The organism is Devosia sp., assembly GCF_017307565.1.
Taxonomy (GTDB): Bacteria; Pseudomonadota; Alphaproteobacteria; order Rhizobiales; family Devosiaceae; genus Devosia.
Genome location: NZ_JAFKHD010000336.1, coordinates 1 through 19,365, shown reverse-complemented (window position 1 = coordinate 19,365; position 19,365 = coordinate 1). Strand labels below are relative to the sequence as shown.

The 19,365-nt window shown below is 62.3% G+C and carries 22 protein-coding genes; 14 read left to right on the top strand and 8 right to left on the bottom strand.

The features are described 5' to 3' along the window. The first annotated feature begins 363 nt into the window (after positions 1–363). On the top strand, positions 364–867 hold the full coding sequence (locus tag J0I64_RS12685) for a hypothetical protein (RefSeq protein WP_291408747.1): 504 nt from the start codon (positions 364–366) through the stop codon (positions 865–867). A 586-nt stretch (positions 868–1,453) separates the two neighbouring features. Continuing rightward, complete coding sequence (locus J0I64_RS12680) at positions 1,454–1,669, top strand: hypothetical protein (protein WP_291408745.1); 216 nt, start codon at positions 1,454–1,456, stop codon at positions 1,667–1,669. Positions 1,670–1,722: 53 nt separating this feature from the next. Here J0I64_RS12680 and J0I64_RS12675 read toward each other — a convergent pair whose 3' ends face one another. The 6 genes from J0I64_RS12675 to J0I64_RS12650 all read right to left on the bottom strand — a co-directional run bounded on the left by J0I64_RS12675 (position 1,723) and on the right by J0I64_RS12650 (position 4,932). Further along, positions 1,723–1,998, bottom strand: a complete 276-nt coding sequence (locus J0I64_RS12675; protein WP_291408743.1) for a hypothetical protein — start codon at positions 1,996–1,998, stop codon at positions 1,723–1,725. 156 nt (positions 1,999–2,154) lie between these two features. Then, positions 2,155–2,352 (bottom strand): hypothetical protein, encoded by a 198-nt coding sequence (locus tag J0I64_RS12670; protein WP_291408741.1) that lies wholly within the window; start codon positions 2,350–2,352, stop codon positions 2,155–2,157. Beyond that, positions 2,339–2,488, bottom strand: coding sequence for a hypothetical protein (locus J0I64_RS12665; RefSeq protein ID WP_291408739.1), 150 nt, complete (start codon positions 2,486–2,488; stop codon positions 2,339–2,341). The genes J0I64_RS12670 and J0I64_RS12665 overlap by 14 nt, the downstream gene beginning before the upstream one ends. 53 nt (positions 2,489–2,541) lie before the next feature. After that, positions 2,542–3,108, bottom strand: coding sequence for a phosphonate metabolism protein/1,5-bisphosphokinase (PRPP-forming) PhnN (gene phnN, locus J0I64_RS12660; RefSeq protein ID WP_291408738.1), 567 nt, complete (start codon positions 3,106–3,108; stop codon positions 2,542–2,544). After that, positions 3,105–4,241, bottom strand: a complete 1,137-nt coding sequence (locus J0I64_RS12655) for an alpha-D-ribose 1-methylphosphonate 5-triphosphate diphosphatase (RefSeq protein WP_291408736.1) — start codon at positions 4,239–4,241, stop codon at positions 3,105–3,107. The genes phnN and J0I64_RS12655 overlap by 4 nt, the downstream gene beginning before the upstream one ends. A gap of 1 nt (position 4,242) precedes the next feature. Next, a complete protein-coding gene (locus J0I64_RS12650; RefSeq protein WP_291408734.1) occupies positions 4,243–4,932 on the bottom strand; it encodes a DUF1045 domain-containing protein in 690 nt (229 codons plus the stop codon). A 121-nt stretch (positions 4,933–5,053) separates the two neighbouring features. Between J0I64_RS12650 and J0I64_RS12645 the strand changes: the two genes are divergently transcribed. From J0I64_RS12645 to J0I64_RS12635, 3 genes are all read left to right on the top strand, one after another. Continuing rightward, positions 5,054–6,307 carry a glycerate kinase gene (locus tag J0I64_RS12645; protein WP_291408732.1) on the top strand — a complete coding sequence of 418 codons (1,254 nt, stop codon included), beginning with the start codon at positions 5,054–5,056 and terminating at the stop codon, positions 6,305–6,307. A 48-nt stretch (positions 6,308–6,355) separates the two neighbouring features. Then, positions 6,356–6,652 carry a VOC family protein gene (locus J0I64_RS12640; RefSeq protein ID WP_291408730.1) on the top strand — a complete coding sequence of 99 codons (297 nt, stop codon included), beginning with the start codon at positions 6,356–6,358 and terminating at the stop codon, positions 6,650–6,652. 84 nt (positions 6,653–6,736) lie between these two features. Then, positions 6,737–7,675 carry a Gfo/Idh/MocA family oxidoreductase gene (locus tag J0I64_RS12635; RefSeq protein WP_291408729.1) on the top strand — a complete coding sequence of 313 codons (939 nt, stop codon included), beginning with the start codon at positions 6,737–6,739 and terminating at the stop codon, positions 7,673–7,675. Between the two features lie 76 nt (positions 7,676–7,751). Here J0I64_RS12635 and J0I64_RS12630 read toward each other — a convergent pair whose 3' ends face one another. After that, the gene (locus J0I64_RS12630) at positions 7,752–9,947 is read right to left on the bottom strand and encodes a TonB-dependent receptor (RefSeq protein WP_291408727.1); all 2,196 of its coding nucleotides are present in this window, start codon (positions 9,945–9,947) and stop codon (positions 7,752–7,754) included. Positions 9,948–10,147: 200 nt separating this feature from the next. On the opposite strand from J0I64_RS12630, the gene J0I64_RS12625 reads away from it, so the two are divergent. From J0I64_RS12625 to J0I64_RS12605, 5 genes are read left to right on the top strand one after another with little or no spacing between them, the layout of a single operon-like run. Further along, complete coding sequence (locus J0I64_RS12625; RefSeq protein ID WP_291408725.1) at positions 10,148–10,297, top strand: hemin uptake protein HemP; 150 nt, start codon at positions 10,148–10,150, stop codon at positions 10,295–10,297. Positions 10,298–10,307: 10 nt separating this feature from the next. Beyond that, complete coding sequence (locus J0I64_RS12620) at positions 10,308–11,363, top strand: ChuX/HutX family heme-like substrate-binding protein (protein ID WP_291408723.1); 1,056 nt, start codon at positions 10,308–10,310, stop codon at positions 11,361–11,363. Positions 11,364–11,374: 11 nt separating this feature from the next. Further along, entirely contained in the window at positions 11,375–12,250 is an 876-nt protein-coding gene (locus J0I64_RS12615; protein WP_291408721.1) for an ABC transporter substrate-binding protein, read from the top strand. Between the two features lie 15 nt (positions 12,251–12,265). Then, entirely contained in the window at positions 12,266–13,375 is a 1,110-nt protein-coding gene (locus J0I64_RS12610; RefSeq protein WP_291408749.1) for an iron ABC transporter permease, read from the top strand. Between the two features lie 4 nt (positions 13,376–13,379). Next, positions 13,380–14,192, top strand: a complete 813-nt coding sequence (locus tag J0I64_RS12605) for a heme ABC transporter ATP-binding protein (protein ID WP_291408720.1) — start codon at positions 13,380–13,382, stop codon at positions 14,190–14,192. 129 nt (positions 14,193–14,321) lie between these two features. Here the strand turns inward: J0I64_RS12605 and J0I64_RS12600 are convergent, their stop codons facing one another. Further along, positions 14,322–15,422, bottom strand: a complete 1,101-nt coding sequence (locus J0I64_RS12600; RefSeq protein WP_291408717.1) for a Gfo/Idh/MocA family oxidoreductase — start codon at positions 15,420–15,422, stop codon at positions 14,322–14,324. 336 nt (positions 15,423–15,758) lie between these two features. On the opposite strand from J0I64_RS12600, the gene J0I64_RS12595 reads away from it, so the two are divergent. The 4 genes from J0I64_RS12595 to J0I64_RS12580 form a co-directional block, all read left to right on the top strand. After that, positions 15,759–16,817, top strand: coding sequence for a LacI family transcriptional regulator (locus tag J0I64_RS12595; protein WP_291408715.1), 1,059 nt, complete (start codon positions 15,759–15,761; stop codon positions 16,815–16,817). 618 nt (positions 16,818–17,435) lie between these two features. Continuing rightward, positions 17,436–17,747 (top strand): STAS domain-containing protein, encoded by a 312-nt coding sequence (locus J0I64_RS12590; protein WP_291408713.1) that lies wholly within the window; start codon positions 17,436–17,438, stop codon positions 17,745–17,747. 18 nt (positions 17,748–17,765) lie between these two features. Further along, positions 17,766–18,134, top strand: coding sequence for a response regulator (locus J0I64_RS12585; RefSeq protein ID WP_291408692.1), 369 nt, complete (start codon positions 17,766–17,768; stop codon positions 18,132–18,134). Continuing rightward, positions 18,131–19,365 (top strand): Hpt domain-containing protein (locus J0I64_RS12580; RefSeq protein WP_291408690.1); only part of this gene is annotated, 1,235 nt, incomplete at its 3' end. The genes J0I64_RS12585 and J0I64_RS12580, both read left to right, overlap by 4 nt.

The following is a 19,365-nucleotide window of genomic DNA, read 5'->3' as shown; positions in this document are numbered from 1 at the left end:
GTCTTGCCGCTGCCCGAGGGGCCGACGATGGCAATGACTTCGGCCGGATTGACCGACAAATCGACGCCGCGCAGGATCTGGAGCGGTTTTCCCGCAACCTCGACACTGTAATCGACCTTGCTCGCGGTGATGATCGGCGAGGTTGTCACGGTTTTGTCCCCCACGGGGGCCGGATTATCCAGGGTAAGCGGCGACTGTTGGGGCGCTGACACGCTGCCTCCGGCACGTTTGGTTTATCGGGCGTTAATGCCACATCTTTGCGTGATCATATTAAACTGGCATTGTTGGATGAACTACTAAAGATGTTATGCCCACAGGGCAGGCGTTTAAGATCAAAAAGGGTGTGACGTGGTGAAGGGCGGAATGAAGGCCATCGGTGCGGCGGTGGTGCTGTTGGGAGGAATGGCGGCCCCGAGCCTGGCAGGCCCGGGCGAACAGGCGCTGCTCGCTTCCTATGTCGGTAACTGGCGCGGGGAAAGCATGCTGCAGGGCGGCGACAAGCCAGAGCCCTTTCGCTGCCGTTTGGCCGTAAGCCCCGGAAATTCGGGCAAAATCAATTACACGGGTCGCTGTACGCTGGTGAACATGAACCTCTCGGTTTCTGGCACCATCGCTTATGTCGACGCCAAGGGGCAGTATGAGGCCGTGATGACCTCCAATGCCGGCTTTGCGGGTACGGCAGTGGGCAAGCAGAGCGGCAACCAGATCGGCTTCGATCTCGTCGAACGCCAGAAGGACCGCGGCGGCAATGACGTGGCCATTGGCTCGCGCATCTACCTCGTCGGCGATTCGATTCGGGTGGATTTTCAGGTCGAATTCAACGATTCCGGCCGATTGCTGACCACCAGCGTCCCGTTCTCGCGCTGATCGCGCCCGTTTTGCCCGGTCATTCTTTATGAGCGACGGGCAGGCTCTTCGCGGGCATGCGAACCCGTCGCGTTCCCGCGAAGTCAGGCCATCGGCCCTCGGATTGGCTCCGAGGGCAGTGTGGCTTTACCCGACGCGGAATGGCGCCGGCCGATATTAATCTGAATTGAATCGTCATATTTTTGTGCCGCGACGAAAGTCGAGCACGCTTTTTCGCTTTTTTGTCGCTTTGCGCACCGCTTGGCACTGGTGAAAACACAAAAGCTCACCTATCTTGCCATCGTTGCGCCGTAGATGACGCGCACTCATACGTTCAACACCCGCAAGGAGAGGAATGACGATGACGACATCGCTAACCATTACCATCCATGCCGTGTGTTCGACCGTGGTAACCCGCCGTACTGGTGCCAAACGCTGGCTAGGGTCCTGTCTCTCGAAACGAATGTGACCTCGTCACATTGAAATGTGACTTCAGTCACATACCCGTCTCACAGATTCGATAAGACCCGCAGCGATTGGCCTCACCGGCGCGGAACGTTCCGCCGCCCGTGTTTTCCAATTCGTCGCGCAAGTGGAGATTCCACCCATGCAGGAAAACAGCTTTGCAAAGGCCGAAACCCTTCGGCCAACCGTGATTGAAGTGGCAGGCGAGCCTCAGGGCGTCGTCGTGCCGACCGAGGGCGGCTTCCGCTTCCTCGCCGTCAAGCTGCCGGCCTTCGTGGTCGACGGCCAGCATTTCGCGAGCGTCGAGATCGCCCATCGGGCGGTGTCCGAGGCCGTGCAGGGGCGCGCCGAACTTTAGGCGCGCTTCTTCTTGCTCGCTCCCATTTTGCGGGAGCGGGGCGTTTTTGCACGCTAGAGCGTGCGCAACAATGGAAATGGTTCCGGCCAATAGGCGAGCGGCTCGATGACGACGTAAAGGTCGCCTTCGGCGGGCATGCTCGACATCATCCGGCAGATGCCCAGGATCAGGTCCGAGGGCACCGGATCATCGGGCACGATGCGTTCGAGAGCGCCATCGTGCCGACGACGGAGAACGCCGGCGCACAGCTCTCCCTCATGAACGAAAAGCAGCAAAGCCTTATGCCCCGCCGGAAGCTCTTCCGGGGTGACGCGTAGATAGCCTGGCATTTTGCACCGCAGGGTCTGATCGGTCGTTGGACCATGATCGGACCGGTGCTCTTTGGAGCAGGTTGCGGCGGCAATCCGCACAAACGCGGACGTCCCGTGACGAGGCCTGGTGGGGCCTCGCACGGGGCATCAAAGCTTTGCGCTCAGACGAGCCGGTTACCCGTCATTGCTGGAATTGAGGTCTTCCGGGCGCCGGCCCTCGGTCAATGCCGGCATCGGCTCGAGGGCGCCGAGGGCAGCGTCGGCCAGGGCTTCGACGTCGATGCGCTGGGCGCCGGTATTGGCCTGACGCTGCAATTCGGCGGTGAGAGCGGTAATGATAGCTGCCCGCTGGGCTTCCCTAGCCGTTTCCATCGACGGACACTCCCTGCTGGTCTATCCGCACTTCGATCCCGGGACGGGATTGCTGCTGCTGATAGGTATAGATCGCAAAGGCGATGACAGCCACGGCGAGCACCGCCACCAGGGCATAAAGTCCATTTCGGCTCATCAATTACTCCTGACGCTTATGTCAGGCATGAACGCGACAGGATGGAAAAGGGTTCACTCGTCGGCGAGTTTGCGCAGGGCGAGGACGAAGGCGGTGACCCCGATGCCGACCGAGCCGGAATTGTCGATGACGACAGGGGAGACATCAGCCGGCAGCGCTGCGCCTTCGCGGGCCAGGCGGGCGGTGATCTGGTCGCGGTTTTCGCGGCCGCGCCCGGCCAGGCGCTGGGCGCGCAGCGAGATTTCGGCGGTGATCATGACAACCCGGCAGGTGGGATATTTGGCCATGGCCACGGGCACGACATGGCGCGAGACATTGGCGACGACGATGCGTCCGAGCGCGAGGTCCGTATCGACCCCGATGGGCAGCGCATAGTTGAGACCATGCGCCTCCCAGGTGAGGGAGAGGCGGCCATTGAGCAGCGCCTCGGCAAATTCGTCGGGCTCGATCGAGAGGTGGTCTTCGAGGTCAATATCGGTGGGGCGCGTGACGAGGCGCCGCACGAAGCTGAAACGCTTGTCGGCATCGAGCGCCTGGCGGGCGCCTGATATCAGCGTGTCCTTGCCGACGCCCGAGGGGCCGATGACAAGAACCAGCACTCCGGGCGGACGATCGCTCAACTGACCCTTATTCCCTCTTTCCACACCGCGCGCACGGCAGGCACGCGAGTCGAACCCGAGACTCGCACCAGATCGGCCCGTTTGCCAATGGCGATCTCGCCTCGGTCCACAAGCCCGGCAGCTTCGGCCGGGTTGCGAGTCACGGTGAGCATGGCCTGATGGAGGCTGATCTCTTCAAGGCGCTGGGGCAGGATGAACACGGCCTGCAGCAGGGCGAATGGCACATAGTCGGAGCTGAGAATATCGAGCAGGCCCGCGGCAACGAGATCGCTGGCCGAGATATTGCCCGAATGGGACTTGCCGCGCACCACATTGGGCGCGCCCATCAGCACGGCCTGGCCGGCATCGTGGGCGGCGGCGGCAGCTTCCAGGGTCGTCGGGAATTCGGCGATGGAAATGCCGTCTTCGGCGGCTTCCTCGACATGGGCCAGGGTGGCGTCGTCATGGCTTGCGAGCGCCAGGCCCAGCTCATGCGCACGCGCGACGATGGCGTTGCGATTGCCGGCGGAATAGGTGTCGTGCTCGGCCTGACGCGCCTGGATATAGGCCATCATCTGCTCTTCGTTCTGACCCATATGCTTGGCATAGAAGCGCTTGTAGTCGTCGAGCGAGCGGAACTGGCGCTGGCCGGGCGTGTGGTCCATGACCGAGGCGAGGCGCGTCAGCTTGTGATCGGCAAAGGCCTCGAAGTGCTCGACCACGTCGTGGCTGGGCAATTCGCAGCGCAGGTGCAGGAAATGTTCGGCGCGCAGCCAGCCCTGTTCGGGGCCCTGACGAATGGCTTCCACCAGTTTTTGGGCGTGGCTGAACATGTCGGGCAGATCGACATCGGAGCCGATGCGGACGGCATCGAACACCGTGGTGATGCCGGATCCGGAAATCTGCACGTCATGGGCGTGGAGCGCCGCGAGCGGATCCCAGAAGACGCCCGGGCGGGGGCGATAATGGTTTTCGAGGTGGTCGGTGTGGAGTTCGACAAGGCCGGGGATCAGATAGTCGCCGCCAAAATCTTCGCCGGTTCGCGCATTCCTGGTGTCGATATCGGCAATGACGCCATCGCGCACGAGAACGCTGCCGGTGACCTCGGCATCGGCGAGGACGATACGGGCATTGCTGAGGACGAGTTCGGTCATGTCAGGCCCCCAGACGGTAATCTTCGAGACGACGGAAGCGGTGGCCGCTGTTCGGCTCATGGAAGAGCACGAGGCGATCGAACAGTACCGGCTCGGCGATCTCGGGCGCGAACCAGGCCTGGGCGGCCGCGGCAATCTCGACGTGATCGGCTTCCGGCAGGCGATCGGTCAGGGTCATATGGAAGCGGAATTCGTCAAACACATAGGGGTAGCCATAGGAGCCGAGCAGCTCTTCCTGGCGCGGGCTCAGGCCGCGGGCGAGGCGGGCGGCGAGGTCCCGCGCGCTGAGCGGGGCGCGGAACGGCTCGAACTCTTCCACCACATGAGCGGCAAAATCCTGCAGGGCTTCATTCTCCTGCGCCGGAATGAGCGCCAGAAAGCCATCGAGCGAAGCGACGCGCAGGTGGCCGATGGAAAACGGGGTCTGCCGGCGGGCGAAATCGGCGAGGGCTGCGCGCAATTCGGCAATGGTCGTGCCTTCGGCCAGCGCCATTGGCGGCTTGATGGTGGCGTGGAAGGCATAGCGATTGGCCGACTGCGTCAGGTTCAGCAGGCGGTTGCGATCAATGCCGGCAACCGTGCCTTCAATGTTCTGATCGGTCAGCGGGTCGCGGCCAAGCCAGGCAGCAGCCCGGTCCCAGAGCGAGCTATTGGCTGACGGAGCGTAGTAGATGGCGAATCGTTCGGTCATGAAAACTCCAGAAGCCTGCCGCTAGCGACTCTATGTGTCTGCCTTTTGACGTTACGGCAAGGCTGGACAAGAACCGGCCGGCTCTGCACAAAGGCGCGGGGAAAAAGCGCTGGAGGACGATATGGACCGGGCACTGCTGCAACAGCTGTTCGAGCTCGCGGTGGAGCGGGCGCAGCCAGCGCTGGGTGTTTCGGGCAACCTTCCCGACCCGCCCAAGGGCAGGACCATTGTCATCGGCGCAGGCAAGGCTTCGGCGCAAATGGCGCGTGCCTTTGAAAAGGCCTGGCCTGGCGAAATCTCCGGGCTCGTCGTCACCCGCTATGGCTATGGGGAAAAGTGCGAGCGCATCGAGATCGTCGAGGCGGCCCATCCCGTGCCCGACGCGGCCGGGCTTGAAGCGGCGCGACGGCTCAAGGATATCGTCAGCGGGCTGACGGCGGACGATCTCGTCGTCGCGCTGATCTCGGGCGGCGGCTCGGCTCTGCTGCCGGCGCCGGTCGAGGGGCTGACGCTCGAAGACGAGCAGGCGATCAACCGTGCGCTTCTCGCTTCGGGGGCGCCGATCGGGGCGATGAACCTGATCCGCAATCAGTTTTCGACCATCAAGGGTGGCCGGTTGGCGGCGCTCGCCGCGCCCGCGCGGGTCGCGACTCTGGTGGTGTCCGATGTGCCGGGCGACGATCCGGCGCTGGTGGCCTCGGGGCCGACCATCTCGCTCTCGGGCACACGGGCCGAAGCACGCAAACTGGCGCAGCTCTATCAACTGGACCTGCCCGAGGCGGCGCGGCGCGTTCTCGCCGGTGACGACAATCCGGCGCCGCGTTCGGACGATCCGCGCTTTGTCGGCAATAGCGTTGTCACCATTGCCTCGGCGGCGCTGTCGCTGACCGCGGCGGCGGAAAAGGCGCAGGAGCTTGGCATTACCGCTGCGGTGCTTTCGGATTCCATCGAGGGCGAGGCGCGGGACGTGGCGCAGGTGCATGCTGCCATGGCGCGCGAAATCGTGCTGCGCAATCGCCCGTTCCCCAAGCCGGTCGTGCTGCTGTCGGGCGGCGAAACCACCGTTACCCTGCGCGGCAAGGGCCGCGGCGGGCGCAACGGCGAGTTTCTGCTCTCGCTCGCCATCGCACTCGATGGCGTGGAAGGGGTGACGGCGCTGGCGGGCGATACCGACGGGATCGATGGCTCGGAGGACAATGCCGGGGCCTTTGTCGATGGCACTTCGGCGCGACGCATGCGGGCCGCCGGTGTGGACCCGCTGGCCGCGCTGGCCAATAATGATGCCTATGGCGCCTTCGAGGCGATCGGGGACCTGTTTGTCACCGGGCCGACCGGCACCAATGTGAATGATTTCAGGGCGATCCTTATTCGCTAGCAGCCCGCGCCGCATGAAGGTGTGACGGCTGAACCACGGGAGGACCACATGGCGAAAGTATTGGGCGTCGGCGGCTTTTTCTTTCGGGCGCGGGACAAGGCGGGCCTGACGGTCTTTGCCCCGTTCAAGGAAACTACGGACTATTTTCCCGCCGACAAGCAATGGATGATCAATTTCCGCGTCGATGATCTCGACGGCATGATTGCACAACTGCAGGCGGCCGGAATTGCCGTCGAAACGCGGCCAGAGGAGTGGGACACGCCCGAGACCGGGCGCTTTGCCCGCATCCATGACCCGGAAGGCAACCAGATCGAACTCTGGGAGCCGGCGCCACAGTCGTCATAAAATCATACTTTTATCGCGCGAGGGCCTTGGCGGCCATGCCGCTCTCTGCTCTAACTCCCGGCAAAACCGGCTCGGGAGATGAACATGGGCAAGCGAAAGATCGCTGTTATCGGTGTGGGCAAGATTGCGGTGGATCAGCATCTGCCCGTGATCGATGCTTCCAATGATTTCGAACTGGCGGCGACCGTCTCGACCCGCGGCATCGGCCATGGCGCGGTGCCGGTGTTCAAGACCCCGGCCGAGCTTTATGCGGCCATGCCCGAAGTCGGCCTTGTCTCCATCTGCACGCCTCCAGGCATCCGGCACACCTATGTCCGCGAGGCGCTCGACGCCGGCAAGGACGTGATGATGGAAAAGCCGCCGACCACCACGATCTCCGAACTCGACGATCTCATCGCGCATGCCAAGCGGCTTGACCGTGTGCTCTATCAGACCTGGCACAGCCAGTTTAACGCCGCGGTCGATCGGGCCAAGGCGCTTCTGGCGGATGAGGGGGTGACCTCGGCGCGCATCGACTGGCGCGAAAGCGTGCGCAAGTGGCATCCAGGGCAGGACTGGGTCTGGGAGCCCGGCGGGTTCGGCGTCTGCGATCCCGGCATCAATGCTTTTTCGATCTTTACCAAGGTCATGCCGTTCCCGGTCTTTGTCGAAAGCTCGAGGCTGACCTTTCCGGCCAATCGGCAGACCCCGGTCGATGCCGATATCGTCTTCAAGTCGAGCCAGGCGCACCGCCCGAAACTCTCCTGCGGCTTTAACTGGCTCGAAGAGAGCGGGGAAATCTGGACCATCCGTTTCGAGACCGGCAAGGGCAACGAGATCAAGCTCGAGAATGGCGGGCGGAAGCTCGTGGTCAATGGCCAGACCGTGCTGGAGCATGGCGATCTCGAATATTCGGCTATGTATGACCGCTTTGCCGACCTGCTCGATCGGCACGAAAGCGATGTCGATGCAGCGCCGCTGCGCTTGATGTCGGACGTGTTCCTGCTGGCCGCGCGCGTCAACGGCCCCGATTTCGAGTGGTAATTCGGCGCTCACGCTGAAGCTCAAAACGAAAACGGCGGCCTTGGGCCGCCGTTTCTGTTTTTGAGGAAGATAGCTTCTAGTAGTCGAACTGCTTGGCCACGGTCAGCTTGAACGTGCGGCCCTTGGAGCGGTCCGAAGACAGGTTGGGGCGATAATCGGCGTCAAAGACATTGTCGATCGAGGCCTGGAACTGGGTACCAGCGAAGGCACCGGTATCGGGCTTCCACGACGCGAAGAGGTCGAGTGTCTGGTAAGCCTCTGCCGGTCCATCGCCGCCGCTTGCCGTCGGGACAATGTATTCGCCCTTCGATGCTAGGGTTACCCGGGCGCCGTATTCCAGATTCCATTCCTGATTGCGGCCGCCAACGGTGGCCACGACCTTGTTCTGGGGAACGGTCGTCAGCGGCTTGTTGGTCGTCAGATCGTCACCAATGGTGAAAGTATAGGCAAGGTTCGCGAACCAGGTATCGGAGTTATAGGCACCTTCGACCTCGACGCCGTAAATGCGCGCGGAGGCGATATTGGCATAGTAGGTGGGGGCGGGGACACCATACACAGGGGCGGTGCCAGTCGAGGAAATCAGGTCGGTCAGATCGCTATAGAAACCGGTCGTCTTGATGCTGGCGGTATCGCCATTCTGCAGCAAGTCGTAGCCGTTCAGGGCAAAGCCACCTTCGACCGTATTGGCCTGCTCCTTGCGAAGGTTGAGGCTCGCCACCTTGCCCGAGCTGCCGGTCGGGTTGCGCGGTGGGTTGGGCAGCACTGCATCGGAGATCGAGTAAAGCTCGTCAATGGTGGGCAGACGCTCGGTATGCGCGAGTGAACCAAAGACCGAAATGTGATCGTTGATTTCATAGTGGGCGGCAAGCTTGGGTGAAAATGCTGACCCATCGATCTCGCGAATGCCCGGCGTTGTCGCCTTGACCCAGTGGAAGTCGCTGCGGAGGCCCGCGATAAGCGTCAGGCGCTCATCATAGATATATTCGTTCTGCGCGAAGACGCCGAGCTTGTTTTCGGTACCTTCGGGGTGGGCGGGCAGCGCGAGGGCGGTTGCCGGGCGCTTTGCCGTGCGGTCCTGCGTGCTGGTCTGGAAACCGAAGGCGAAGTAGTTCTCGAAGTTATCGCCGATCCACTCGACGGTATTGTCCGCCTTGAGCTGCCAGGTCTTGTAGCCATAGATCGTGTCGGCGAGCACGTTCGTGCCCGTTTGCGCCGTGGGCACGCCGGTCGAGGAGCGATGGTTGAACTGATTGTTCTGCGTGTCCGAGAAGGACAGAGATACCTTGAGATCCAGCCAGGGATTGTCACTTGCCGGATTTTCGTAGGACAGCACAGCCGTTTGGTCCGTCACCTTACGATCGATGATGCCGAACATCTGATCGATGGTCATGGGCGGTGCGCCGGGCCCGGCCGAGATGAGCCCGCCACGGCCACCTGTACCGGTCTGGGCATATGACTGGTTGAACGCTTCGCTATACCAGCGCTGGTAAGAAGCGCGGACGACCTGTTCGTTATTGTCACCAAAACGAACGGTGCCCTTGATAAGGCCCGACCACGTATCGAAAGCCGACCCGGTGAGTGTCGTGCCTTGTGCTTGGGTGGCGTCTTCGGTGCGACGCCAGATGCCCGTTGCCAAAACGTCGACATTCTCATTCAGACGATGGGCGAGAAGAGCCGACGTCGTGGTGCCGAGGCCGTTGGATTCAAACGTTTCCTTAAGACGGATGGCCCCACTCGCGCCGTCAGCGATGAAGTCGGAGGCGTCCTTGGTGGTGAAGTTGATCACCCCGCCGATAGCGCCGGCGCCATAGAGCGTTGAAGAGGCGGGACCGCGCAGCACTTCGATCTGCTTGTAAAGCTCTGGATCAGAGAAGAACGAGCCCATGCGGTACTGCTCGTTGAATTTTGGCGTGCCATCGACATTGATGATGACGCGCGATCCATCCGACGAATTGTCGGTGGTGCCAATGCCGCGGATGTTGAAGGCTTCGCCGAACTGGCGCTGGCTGCCGACCACGGTAACGCCGGGGACACTGGTGAAGAGTTCGCCGGTCGTGGCGGCCTGTTCCTTGTCGAGGTCGGCCTGGTTGAGCACGGTCACGGCCTGAGGCGTGTTGATAGCCACTTTTGGCGCGCCGGCACCGATCACCAGACGTTCGAGCAGCGTAATATTGCTCGCGTTGACGTTCTGTGCCTGAGCCCCCTGCTGCGCAACGATTGCCAGCGCAATGCCGCCCATCAGCGCGGCCGCGCGTGACTTCACCAGCCCCATTCTTGTCTCCAGTCTTTCTCTTTTCGCGATCGGCTGGCTGGCTGGAAATGGCTGGCGGGCCGGTTGAAAGATTTTCTGACTCTTTCAATCATCTATTGCGCTGATTATTTAATATGGTTATGTGAGTCAAGTTTAATTCTCTTGCCGCGGCGCCTGTGGTGGTTCCGTAACAGACTGACTTTGTTGGATAAATTATGCCCGTGAGCGATCCTCGCCCCGAAACTAATCAGGTAAAAATCGTCACGAGCGACGAAATCCTGGAAGGTGGAAACGAGATTCAGATCGAGCACAAAGGGATGATTTATCGCTTGCGGGTCACGCGGCAGGACAAGTTGATCCTCACAAAATAGGCCCCCCATCGTGACCGACACTGCCGCAAAGACCGCCGAAGAGATCCGACGCCTGCGGGCGCTTCATCCCCAGATGCGCGAGCGCGATTTTGCGCGCATCCACGCGATCAGCGAAGGCCAGCTGGTGGCCGCCGAAGTCGGCCGCTCCGCTATTCGTATCCGTCCCGATGTCGAGGCCGTGCTCAAGGGCCTGACCGGGGTCGGCGAAGTCATGGCGCTGACGCGCAATGAAAGCGCGGTGCACGAAAAGATCGGCCCCTATGAAAAGGTGTCGTTCAATCCCCATGCCTCGATCGTCCTTGGAGACGAGATCGACCTGCGCATCTTTCCGAGCCGCTGGGTGCATGGTTATGCGGTGGAGAAGGCTGCGGAAGACGGCGCCATCAAGCGCTCGCTGCAGTTCTTCGATCGCGCCGGCAATGCCGTGCACAAGGTGCATTCACGCCCGGAGACCGATGTCGCAGCCTGGGGTGCGCTGGTCGAAACGCTGCGCCACGACGAACAGGCCGATACCATTGCCGTAACGCCCTATGCGCCGGTGGAAGTGGCCGGTGATCCGGCAAGCCTTGCGGACCTGCGTCAGGCCTGGTCGGCCATGACCGACACGCACCAGTTCTTCGGCATGCTCAAGAAGCTCAATTTCCATCGCCTTGATGCGGTGGAAACCGTAGGCGAAGATTTTGCCTGGCAGCTCGACCACACCGCCGTCGATGCCATGTTCCGCAAGGTGGCCGGCACCGACCTGCCGCTCATGGCCTTTGTCGGCAATGAGGGCTGCATCCAGATCCATTCCGGCCCGATCAGCAATGTCAGCGCCATGGGGCCCTGGCTCAACGTGCTCGACAAGACCTTCCACCTGCACTTGCGGCTTGACCACGTCACCGCGGCCTGGGCCGTGCGCAAGCCGACCAAGGACGGTCATGTCACTTCGGTCGAGCTCTATGACGAGAACCGTGAGCTGATCATCCAGTTCTTTGGCCAGCGCCATGAAGGTGTCGACGAGCGCGTCGAATGGCGCGCCGTGGTCGAGCAATTGCCCGTCTTCTCCACTTCCAACGCCGCTTGAGATTTTCGCCCATGCGCATCCCGACCTCTTTTGCCGCTATCCTCGTCGCGGCCTCCCTCGTCACGGCGCCCAGCTTTGCCCAGGATCTGCACAAGTTCGCCGATACCAGCCGGCTGGTGTCGATCGGCGGCTCGTTGACCGAGATCTTTTATGAACTCGGCGCCGAGGACGTGCTGGTCGCGCGCGACCAGACCGCACTCTACCCCGAGGCGGCGCTGAGCCTGCCCGATGTCGGCTATATGCGGGCCCTGGCGCCCGAAGGCGTGCTCTCGGTCAATCCGAGCGGCCTTCTCGTCATCGAGGGCAGCGGTCCGCCCGAAGCGCTCGAAGTGCTCTCCCACGCCGGGGTCGAGTATCAGACCGTGCCGGAAGGTTATTCGGCCGAGGGCGTATTGGCCAAGGTGCGCGCCGTGGGTGAGGCGCTGGGGATCGAGGACAAGGCCGAAACGCTGGCCCAAAAGCTCGAAGCCGATTTCGCGGCGCTCAAAACCCGGACCGACGCTATCACGGCGCCCAGGAAGGTGCTGTTTATCCTTTCCAATCAGGGCGGCCAAATCCAGGCTTCGGGCACCGGCACAGCGGCCAATGGCATCATTGCGCTCGCTGGTGCGGAAAACGCCATCACCGAATATGAGGGCTATCGCCCGCTCTCCGAGGAAGCCATCACGGCGGCCGCCCCCGACGCTATCCTGATGATGGATCGTGGCGGGGACCACGGCGCGACCGAGGCTGAACTTCTGGCGCACCCGGCCATCGCCCTGACCCCGGCGGGCCAGAACAAGGCGATCTATCGTCTCGATGGCGCCTATCTCCTCGGCTTTGGCCCACGCACGGCGGCGGCGGCCAATGAACTGGTCGACCTTCTCGAAGGCAAGGCGCACGAGTAGGGCATGGCCAGCACCATGTCCCTTCCTGCCGGCGATGATCTGGCGCGGCCCGCTGGCGCGGCCGGTGGCCGGCCCGCCGGGGATCGCAGCCATCTGGGGCGGCTGGTCGTCATCGGGCTCGGCTTCGCGCTGATCCTGGCCATGGTGCTGTCCATGACCACCGGGGCCTCCGGGGCCTCGGTGGTCAACCTGCTGAAATCCTGGCTCGGCCTCGGTTCGGCCGATGCCGGGGCAGCGCTGCGCGACTATGCCGTCATCGTCAATATCCGCATGCCGCGTATGATCCTCGGCGTGCTGATTGGCGCGGGCCTGGCGGTTTCGGGCCTGCTCATGCAGGGGCTGTTTCGCAATCCGCTGGCCGATCCAGGCCTTGTCGGGGTGTCGAGCGGTTCCGCGCTCGGGGCCGTCACCATCATCGTGCTCGGCGGCACGGCGCTCGCGCCCTTCACCACCATGCTCGGCATCTGGTCGCTGCCGGCTGCCGCCTTTGGCGGCGGTTTGCTGACCACCTTCGTTCTCTATCGTGTCGCAACGCGCGGCGGGCAGACGGCAATTGCCACCATGCTTCTGGCGGGCATTGCCATCGGCGCATTGGCCGGGGCATTCAGCGGCGTCCTCACCTATATCTCGAGCGAAAACCAGCTGCGCGACCTGACCTTTTGGGGCATGGGCTCGCTTGCCGGGGCGACCTGGATCAAGGTTTTGGCGGCTGGACCAATCATTTTCGTGGCTTTGGCCGTGGCCGGCTTTCTCGCCAAAGGGCTCAATGCCATGACGCTGGGGGAAGCGACGGCTTCTCACCTCGGCGTGCCGGTGCAGCGGTTCAAGCGCATCACCATCGTGGCTGTTGCTGCAGCAACCGGGGCCTCGGTGGCGGTCAGTGGCGGCATCGGCTTTGTCGGCATCGTCGTGCCACATCTGCTGCGTCTCGTCATCGGGCCGGACCATCGCTATCTGTTGCCGGCCTCGGCGCTGCTCGGGGCAACCTTTCTGCTCTTTTGCGACGCCCTGAGCCGCACCATCGTGGCGCCGGCCGAACTGCCGATCGGCATCGTCACGGCGGCCTTTGGTGGACCGTTCTTCCTCTGGATTCTGCTGCATCGCCGCAGCGCCTTTGCCTGGTGAGAGCATGATCGCCATCGACACCATCGACGTGACCGTCGGCTCGCGCAAGATTCTGCATGGCGTGTCGCTCGAAGCGCCGGCGGGCAAGCTGACGGCGATCATCGGGCCCAATGGCTCGGGCAAATCGACGCTGCTGAAGGCGCTCTGCCGGGATCACGCCTATACCGGCACGATCTTTCTTGATGGGCGCGATATCGCGCGCATGAGTCCGGTGGAGATTGCCGGCCTCAGGGCGGTGCTGCCGCAATCGAGCAATCTGCCCTTTCCCTTCACCGTGCGCGAAGTCGTCGCCATGGGGCTGACGGCGGGGCGGCCCGGCGTCGATCCGCGCACCCGCCAGCACCTGCCCGAAGAGGCACTGGCCCGGGTCGACCTGGCCGGTTTTGGTGGTCGTTTCTATGGCGAGCTGTCGGGCGGCGAGCAGCAGCGGGTGCAATTGGCGCGGGTGCTTTGCCAGGTCTGGGAGCCGGTAGTCGATGGCGTGCCACGCTATCTGTTCCTCGACGAGCCGGTATCGAGCCTCGATATCAAGCACCAGCTGATGATCATGGATGTCGCCAGGCGCTTTGCGCGCAGCGGCGGCGGGGTGATCGCGGTGCTGCACGATCTCAACCTGACTGCGCTCTATGCCGATGCCATCACCGCGCTGCGCGAGGGCCGGGTGGTGGCGAGCGGCCGACCCGAGACGGTGCTGACCGACAGAGTGCTCGAGGCGGTGTTCGACGTGCCGCTGCGGGTTGGCATGGCGCCGCGGGCGGGCAAGCCGTTCGTGTTGCCTCAATCGGTGGATTTGGGCGAGGTGGCGAGCGTTGCGTGAGCCGCCGCAACCTCATCCCCAAAGCTATAGTGTCATCCCCGCGAAAGCGGGGATTTCTGTTTTGGGCTCCTGAGCCGTTTCCCGCTTTCGCGGGAAAGACGTGGTGAGCGAGCCAGGATGCGCCGGGGCCTACCGCCCCAGCTTCCCATCGACCAGCGACGTACCGAGCGGGGCGGGGCGGGTCACGGGAGTGGTGATCTCCACGGCCTGACCGGTGTGCGACGAGGTCTCGAAGGCTTCCATGACTTCGAGAACGTGCAGCGCCAGGTCGCCATTGCAGCGGTGCGGGCGGTTTTCGACGATGGCATGGGCCATGTCGGCAAGGCCGATGGAGCGATAATTGCCGTCGGCATAGGGCTGGTCGGTGTCCACATTGGCCCACTCGCCTCCCTTCCTGAAGATTTCGACCTGGCCGCCAAAGTGGTTCGGATCGGGGACCATCAGCGTCGCTTCGGTGCCATAGATTTCGAGCGGCACGTGCTTGTGGCCGGCAACGTCAAAACTCATGGAAATCTGCACCACGGCGCCATTGGCAAAGACCAACGTGCCCGAGACGTGGGTCGCGACATGGACGGGGATCACCTCGCCATTGCGTTCCTTGGCGGTGATGGTGCGCGTGTCGCGCAGCATCGTGCCAAAGCCCGAAACCCTGGCCACCGGGCCAAGCAGGTTGACAAGGTCGGTGATGTAATAGGGGCCCATGTCGAGCATCGGGCCGCCGCCGGCTTCGTAGTAGAAGGCGGGATTGGGGTGCCAGCGCTCGTGCCCGGGGCACATGAAATAGGCGGTGCCGCCGACGGCCTGGCCGAGCTGGCCCTCATCGACGATGCGACGGGCCGTCTGGTGCGAACCACCGAGAAAAGTATCGGGCGCCGAACCGACGCGCAGGTTCTTGGCGCGGGCGGCTTCGATCAGCTTCTTGCCCTCGGCAAAGACGACGCCGAGCGGCTTTTCCGAATAGACGTGCTTGCCCGCGGCAATGGCGCGGAGGCCCACTTCGACATGCGCCTTGGGAATGGTGAGGTTGAGGATGATCTCGATTGCGGGATCGGCAAAAATCTCGTCCATGCTGACGGCCTTGACCCCGAACTCGGCGGCACGCGCTGCGGCAGCTGCCGGATTGAGATCGGCCACGGCCTTGATGTCGAGGACCGGAAAGCCCTGCGCCGCCTTGAGATAAGCTGCGGAAATATTGCCCAAACCAACGATCCCGACGCCGACCTTGCGCATCTTCTGTCTCCTCCAGCCGCGTGAAAGAACGCCGCGGCGAACATATCTCGCCGCCTTGTATGGCAGCGTCCTCACCATGCTTCTGACATGTCGGCTCGGGCCAAGACAACGCCTATCCAGAGGCGATGCAAATATTGTCCGGCCGATATTGACATACGTACGTCATCGCGACTTTACTGCGCGTCAGTGTCCGGTCAGCCGGTGACGCGCTGCAAACTGCATCCCGCAGGCAAGGAGCCTGTTGGGACTTTCTTGCTTTGTCTTGATCTCCGGCCATCAATCTGCTGTTGTTTTTCCTTCACAAGCCGTCCGTCCTGGGCGGATAAGGGGATAACCGTGTCGCAAGACGAATTGCCGTCCGCCGGGCGCAGCAAGCGCGGCGTGAAGCCTTCCGGCAAGCCGACGCTCAAGACCATTGCCCAGATGACGGGCCTGGCCGTGACCACCCTTTCGCGTGCGCTCAACAATGCGCCGGAACTGGCCCAGGAAACGCGTGACCGCGTGCAGCGCATTGCCGCTGAAATCGGCTATCTCCCCGACCGCGCCGCCCTGCGTCTCAAGACCGGCCGCACCAATGTCATCGCGCTGGTGCTCGAGCCCGACGAGCAGATCTACGGCTTTGGTACTTCGCTCGTGACCGGGATCACCGAGTCGCTGCGCGATACGGCCTATCACCTCGTTATCACCCCGCTCTTCCGCAATGTGCAGCCGATCGAGCCGATCCGTCACATCGTGCGCAATCGCATGGCCGATGGGGTGATTTTCTCCAAGGCCGAGACCTTTGACGAGCGCATCCGCTTCCTCATCGACAATGATTTTCCTTTTGTCAGCCATGGCCGCAGCCAGTGGCCCGAGCCGCATCCCTTCGTCGATTTCGACAATGGCGATTTCGCCTACCACGCGACGCTTCGCCTTGCGGCGCTGGGCTGCAAGAAGGTGTCCATCGTCCTGCCCGACAGTGCGCTCACCTATACCGAGCACCTCAAGAACGGTATCGAGCGCGGGGCGCGCGAGGCCGGGATTGCGTATGAATTCGCCGCCGACGTGAACCTCAACAGCGCTACCGACGCCATCCGCAACTATGTGATCAAGCGTTCAAAACGTCCTGATGGGCCGGATGGCTATATCGGCGCGTCGGAAATTTCCGCCCTCGCCATTCTCGGCGGCCTGGCCGATAGCGGCCATGTCGTGGGCAAGACCGCGCATATGGTCACCAAGCAGGCCTCCTCGATGTTCATGCAGTTCCAGCCGGCGGCCGAAACCGTGGGCGAGGATTTTGTCGAAGCGGGACGTCAGCTCGGGCAGATCCTGCTGCGGCGCATTTCCGGCGAGACCGAAGGGCTGACTTATCTTGCACGGCCCAGTTTCCAGTGGGCACAGCGCGCCGCTTCCTGACCGTTACGAAATTTTCAGGCGCGAGTGCATTTTTCTCGCGCGCTTTCGGCCAAATGCCTGATGGCATGAGGAAATAATCGCTTTTTGCATTTTCTTGATCGTGCGCGCGTTGCGGACGCGGCCCGGCCTTGCCACAATCGGGGCAAAATAAAGGCACACGGGGCCATAGGCCTGCGCCGCGCCGGACTGCATTAAAATGCACCCCTTTGTGCCTTTTCGGCGCGCCGCAAAGTAGCGCTGCCAATGAATCAATCAATATTGGAGTGGTCTCGACTCTGAATCGTTCAAGAGTCCATCGATCACGATTCCCGCGCCGAGTCCTTCGATTCAGAATCGACGGCGTGAATACTTTTGCGATCTGCATGTATTATCTTGGAAGATATACTAAGTAAGGTTTGGTTAGACTATAGATTGTTTCATTGCGTAACCAATGATTAAGCCATTTGAGGAATGATCGTAGTCAGGCCGGATGGGAATACGGCTGCTGACATCGTCGATCGACTATTTAGACGGGTTTGCACGCCGCCTGAATACTTCACACCGTTCATCGGTTCTTAACTCGCCCACGCCTGAGAGTATTATGACATCGCTGATATTTTTGACGACCCGGTCGCTGCCATGACCGGGAGCAGCACCTTCACGCTCGCCTTGACCGGCGATATCTCGGTCAAATCCGCTCAGGATCTTCTGGGCCGCCTCAAAGAGGCCATCTCCGAGCACAGCGCCATCGCGCTCGACACCAAGGACGTCACCCAGGCCGACGTCACCACCGTCCAGACATTGCTGGCGGCACGGGCCAAGGCCCAGGCGCTTGGAAAAACACTCACATTTAAGGGCCCGCCCGGGGCAAAGCTGCAATCCGTGCTCGAAGGCGCCGGCCTTCTCAATGACGGCCAGCCGGCAGCCGGGTTCTGGACCGCACACATCTAAGCCACGGGACGCGCCGGCATGACGAAGACAATTCTGACGATCGATGACTCAGCCTCCATCCGCCAGATGGTGGGGATGACGCTGACCAGTGCCGGCCTCGACGTGATCGAGGCTGTCAATGGGCAGGATGGCTATGACAAGGCCACGACCAATACGGTCCATGCCGTCATCACCGACCTCAACATGCCGGTTCTGAACGGCATCGAATTTATCCGCAAATATCGCCAGCACCCTTCCAGCAAGGGCATCCCGATCATTCTGCTCACGACCGAGTCCGACGAGGAACTCAAGCGTCAGGCCAAGGAGGCGGGTGCCACCGGCTGGATCGTCAAGCCGTTCAAGCAGGACCAGTTGCTGGCCGTCATCAAGAAGGTCACCGGGGCATGAACATTTCCGACCCCTCCGAGACGTTCCGCCAGGAAGCGCGCGAGCTGCTCGATCAGCTCGAGGCGGGCCTGCTCGATCTCGAGCAGGATCCTTCCAATGACGACCTGATCAATTCCACCTTCAGAGCCCTGCATACGATCAAGGGTTCGGGGGCCATGTTCGGGTTTACAGCCGTCGCCGAGTTCGTCCACGAATTCGAGACGGCCTTTGACCGTGTGCGCAAGGGCCAGAGCAAGGCCAATACCGCCCTGATCGGGGTGGCACTGGATGCCAAGGATCACATTCACCTGCTGATCGAGAACCCCGACGCGCCTGTCGATGGCGGCGACGAGATTCTGACTCATCTGCGGGCCATTGTTGATGGCGCGGCAGTTGGTGGGCTTGCGGAAGCTGCTCCGGCCGCGGTTGCTGCCCCGGCAGTTGCTGCAGCGCCTGCGCCAGTGGTTGAAGCAGCGCAGCCGGCCGATACCGGCGCAAAGCGCTGGCGACTGACCTTCTATCTGCCCAGCGATGCGCTGGTCTATGGCACCAGTCCCGAGCTGCTGCTGAAAGAGTTGGCCGGGATCGGGCCGACGAGCGTCCTGGCGCTGACCGATCGCATTCCCGATCTCGACATTATCGATCCCGAAGTCAGCTATCTCGGTTGGCAGGTCGATATCGAGACCGCGGAAGACCCGACGGCCGCGATTGATGACGTCTTCCTCTTCCTGCGCGACAATATGGAACTGACGCTGGCCCCGCTCGGTGGGGAAGCTGCAGCTCCCGTCATTGAAGCACCGGCTCCGGTTGTTGAAGTCGCTGTTGCAGCTCCAGCTCCGGTTGCACCGGAACCATCCGACGACGCCATGCCCGAGGCGCCCTTCGTGCCCGAACCGGTGGTCGCCAAGGCTGCGCCGGCCAAGAAAGCCAAGGCCGCCGAAAAGGCCGAGGCCGAAAAGCCGGCAGCGACCTCGCTGCGCGTGCCGGCCGAGCGCCTTGATGAACTGATGGATCGCGTTGGCGAACTGGTCATTGCCCAGGCGCGCCTCAGCCAGATCGCCAATTCTTCGTCCGACACGGCGCTGAAGACCATTGCGGAAGAGCTGGAGCGCCTGTCCTCGGGTCTGCGCGATACCACCATGGGTATCCGCATGGTGCCGATCGGGACCATCTTCTCGCGCTTCCGCCGCCTTGTGCATGATCTCTCGGGGGAACTGGGCAAGCAGATCGAGTTCATCACCACCGGTGAAGA